The organism is Dietzia sp. CW19, assembly GCF_014145265.1.
Classification (GTDB): Bacteria; Actinomycetota; Actinomycetes; order Mycobacteriales; family Mycobacteriaceae; genus Dietzia; species Dietzia natronolimnaea.
Genome location: NZ_JAALEE010000240.1, coordinates 1 through 3,169 on the forward strand (window position 1 = coordinate 1; position 3,169 = coordinate 3,169).

The window sequence follows — 3,169 nt, forward strand, 5'->3', positions numbered from 1 at the left end:
GCCCGGGCTCAGCAGGACGCCGTCGAACTCGGCGACCACGCCCGCGAGCGACGCCGGGTCGTAGCCGCCGTCCGGGCCGGCGAGTCTCTCGTCGTCGTTCCGCCACACCTCGCACGTCGCGCCCAGCTGTCCCAGGTACTGGACCAGGTTGTAGACGAAGCTGTCGTAGTTGTCGACGACGAGGATGCGCATAGATGCAGCGTACTGCTGTCGTCGGGATGAACGTCCCCGGCGGGTCTTGGTAGAGTGGCCTGGATCAGCCCCACCAGTGCGAGGACGTCATGCCCAAGTCAAAGGTCCGGTCGAAGACCGAGTACACCGACGCGGCCGTCAGCCGCACCCCCGTCAAGGTCAAGGGGACGCCCACCGCGCAGTGGTACCTGATCGTGATGTTCGGTCTCATGATCCTGGGCCTGGCGTGGTTGGTGACCTACTACATCGCCGGTGAGCGGATCCCGTTCATGCAGTCCCTCGAGACCTGGCAGAACTTCGCCATCGGTTTCGGGCTGGCCGTGGTCGGGCTGCTCATGACCATGAACTGGCGCTGACACCCGTTCTACCGGAACCCCGTTCCCCGCATTCCACAGCTTAATTCACAGGTCACCCCCCGCACGACGCGGGGGGTGACCTGCATTTTCTCATCGAATTGACATCCATGCAGGTCACGGTGGTGTATTCGGCGAAGTGACCGGTGTTAGCGATGCCCGCGCCCGCGCACACAGGCTGTGGACAACTCCCTCCACACTGGGGATAAACCCTCGACGACGACGACGAGGACGACGCCGCAGGTCGGGGTGCTGCCCTCTCGAACGCGGATCGAACTCCACCCGTGTGATTCATCCACACTGTGGATTCCGCCTGTGGATAAGGGAGGATGGCGGGATGAGTGAGACAACGGCGTCCACCGGCGGACACCAGGCCGCGTCGTGGGGCCCGGGGACCCTGTGGCCGGCCGCGCAGATCGCCCTCGGGGTCGGTGCGGTGGTGGTGGGACTGACCAACCGGGATCCCCTGGGGCTCATCCTCACCGGGCTGCTGGCGCTGCTCGTGGTCCCCGCGGGGGTGATGCAGTTGATGCGGCGTCCCCGGATAGAGGTGGTGGACGGACAGCTCGCGATCAAGAAGCTCGGTGGCGTGGTGTTCGTGCCGCCGGCGCAGGTCGTCGAGGCGCGCGCGCTCGGGGTCGCGAGATGGGGCGTGCGCCAGCACCTCATGCGACTGGAGTACGTGGACGACCGGGGGCGGGAGCAACTCGACGTGTTCACGCGGGGAGACCTGGGGACCGATCCGCGTGAGGTGAGGGAGAGGCTGGTGGGCCTGGGATTCGGGGGGACTCGGGGGCCGGGGTCCGGCGGCTCGGATGCCACGGGGTCGGATACCGGCGGGTCGGATACCGGCGGCCCCGGATCTATCGCCTGAGGACGTAACCCCACTGCATGGTGTCGGCCGCGTACCAGGCGGCCACGGCGACGAGCGCCACCAGTCCCAGGTAGGCGAGCCACGACACGGTCTCCCGACCGCCACGACCCACCCGTCCCGGCAGTCGACGGGGCAGGACCACCAGGACGAGCGCTCCGAGCGCGCCCACCACCAGGCCGCCCAGGTGGGCGGCGAGGGAGATGCCGGGAACGAGGAAGCTCACGCCGATGTTGAGCACCAGCAGTATCCCGATCCCCTTGACGTCGAGGCGCATCGACATCGCGACGATCGCGTACGCACCCATGAGGCCGAAGATGGCGCCGGACGCCCCGGCCGTGAGCGCGTTCTGGCCGTAGAACATCACGGCGACGGAGCCGCCGAAGGCCGAGACCAGGTACAGCGCGAAGAACCGGGCGTGTCCGATGCTGCGCTCGATGCCCAGACCGAGGATCCACAGCATGTACATGTTGAGCAGGAGGTGCATCGGCCCGAAATGCTGGAAGGCCGAGGTCATCAGGCGCCACCACTCGTCCCGCGCCGCGACCAGCGGCGGATAGAGCGCCGTGGCCTCGAACAGCGCCGAGGTGTGGTTGCCGAGCATGCTCCGCGACTGGGCGACCGTGGCGGCGTAGACCGCGAGGTTGGCGGTGATGAGCCACGCGGTCACCGGCTGGCGTCGGAAGAAGCGGGAGACGGCGCCGCCGCTGTGCGTCTGGGTGGTCATGGGCTGGTGTGCTGTCACCGTTCCTGGATCGTCGTGGATAGACCGACGGCGCGGGACCGGTGTTCCGGTGCCCGCGCCGCTGGCCGGGCCGTGTCGCCACGACCCTGTGGATCAGGAGTCAGGAGATCAGGAGTCAGGAGATCTCGATCGACTCGATCACGATGTCCTCGACCGGGCGGTCCATGGCGCCGGTCTTGGTGGTGGCGATGGCGTCGATGACCTTCTGCGAGTCGGCGTCCGCGACCTTCCCGAAGATGGTGTGCCGGTTGTTCAGGTGCGGAGTCGGGCCCACGGTGACGAAGAACTGCGAACCGTTGGTCCCCGGGCCGGCGTTGGCCATGGCCAGCAGGTACGGCTCGGTGAACTGGAGCTCCGGGTGGAACTCGTCCTTGAACTGGTAGCCCGGGCCGCCGCGGCCGGTTCCCGTGGGGTCGCCGCCCTGGATCATGAACCCGGAGATGACGCGGTGGAAGATCGAACCGTCGTAGAACGGGCCGGACTTCTCGCCCTTGGCGTTGGCCTGGGAGTAGTCCTTCGACCCGTCGGCCAGACCGACGAAGTTCGCGACCGTCTCCGGGGCGTGGTTGCCGAACAGATCGACGACGATGTCGCCCTTGTTCGTGTGGATGGTTGCCTTCTGCGTTGCGATGCTCACGACGACCATCCTGCCACGCGGTCCCGGTGGATGTCGGCGAGGTGGTGGTCGCTGTCCGAGGGCTGTGCCACCATCTACCCATGAGCACACGAAGCGATCGCGCCGCCGAGCGTAAGGCCATCAAGTCCGCCGAGAAGGACCTGAAGAACGCCGGCACCGCCGCCCGGAAGGCGTTCGACCTCAAGGATCCCCGCTTCCTCGGGGAGGCCGCCGTGGCCGCGACCCGTGGGCCCGCGGGCCTGGCCCTCTTCGGCGCGAGCCGCGGTATCCAGGTGCTGCGGGACCGCCGCGCGGAACAGGCGGAGATCCTGGGCACGCTGGCCGCGGACGCCAAGCAGCACGCCGAGGACCTCCGGGAGCAGTCGTCCGTT

General features: G+C 67.9%; 4 protein-coding genes and 2 pseudogenes. 3 read left to right on the forward strand and 3 right to left on the reverse strand.

Annotated elements, in window-relative coordinates; translation table 11 throughout:
• Window positions 1-192: pseudogene (locus G6021_RS07870) on the reverse strand (anthranilate synthase component II); the annotation flags it as partial.
• 89 nt (window positions 193-281) lie between these two features.
• Between G6021_RS07870 and crgA the strand changes: the two are divergent.
• Window positions 282-548: a cell division protein CrgA gene (crgA, locus tag G6021_RS07875; protein ID WP_179524031.1), complete on the forward strand. Its 267-nt coding sequence runs from the start codon at window positions 282-284 to the stop codon at window positions 546-548.
• 334 nt (window positions 549-882) lie between these two features.
• Window positions 883-1,419, forward strand: coding sequence for a PH domain-containing protein (locus G6021_RS07880; RefSeq protein ID WP_241731420.1), 537 nt, complete (start codon window positions 883-885; stop codon window positions 1,417-1,419).
• Here the strand turns inward: G6021_RS07880 and G6021_RS07885 are convergent.
• Together G6021_RS07885 and G6021_RS07890 are read right to left on the reverse strand one after the other, a co-directional pair.
• Window positions 1,409-2,143, reverse strand: a complete 735-nt coding sequence (locus G6021_RS07885) for a rhomboid family intramembrane serine protease (RefSeq protein WP_182609943.1) — start codon at window positions 2,141-2,143, stop codon at window positions 1,409-1,411. The two genes, G6021_RS07880 and G6021_RS07885, sit on opposite strands and share 11 nt — an antisense overlap.
• Before the next feature lie 133 nt (window positions 2,144-2,276).
• On the reverse strand, window positions 2,277-2,807 hold the full coding sequence (locus G6021_RS07890) for a peptidylprolyl isomerase (protein ID WP_179524029.1): 531 nt from the start codon (window positions 2,805-2,807) through the stop codon (window positions 2,277-2,279).
• 71 nt (window positions 2,808-2,878) lie between these two features.
• Here G6021_RS07890 and G6021_RS07895 point away from each other — a divergent pair.
• Window positions 2,879-3,169: pseudogene (locus G6021_RS07895) on the forward strand (hypothetical protein); the annotation flags it as partial.

Bases quoted from the DNA above. Each gene is read 5' to 3' on its own strand.
- crgA (WP_179524031.1), top strand. From the start codon at position 282: ATGCCCAAGTCAAAGGTCCGGTCGAAGACCGAGTACACCGACGCGGCC.
- G6021_RS07880 (WP_241731420.1), top strand. From the start codon at position 883: ATGAGTGAGACAACGGCGTCCACCGGCGGACACCAGGCCGCGTCGTGG.
- G6021_RS07885 (WP_182609943.1), bottom strand. From the start codon at position 2,143: ATGACCACCCAGACGCACAGCGGCGGCGCCGTCTCCCGCTTCTTCCGA.
- G6021_RS07890 (WP_179524029.1), bottom strand. From the start codon at position 2,807: ATGGTCGTCGTGAGCATCGCAACGCAGAAGGCAACCATCCACACGAAC.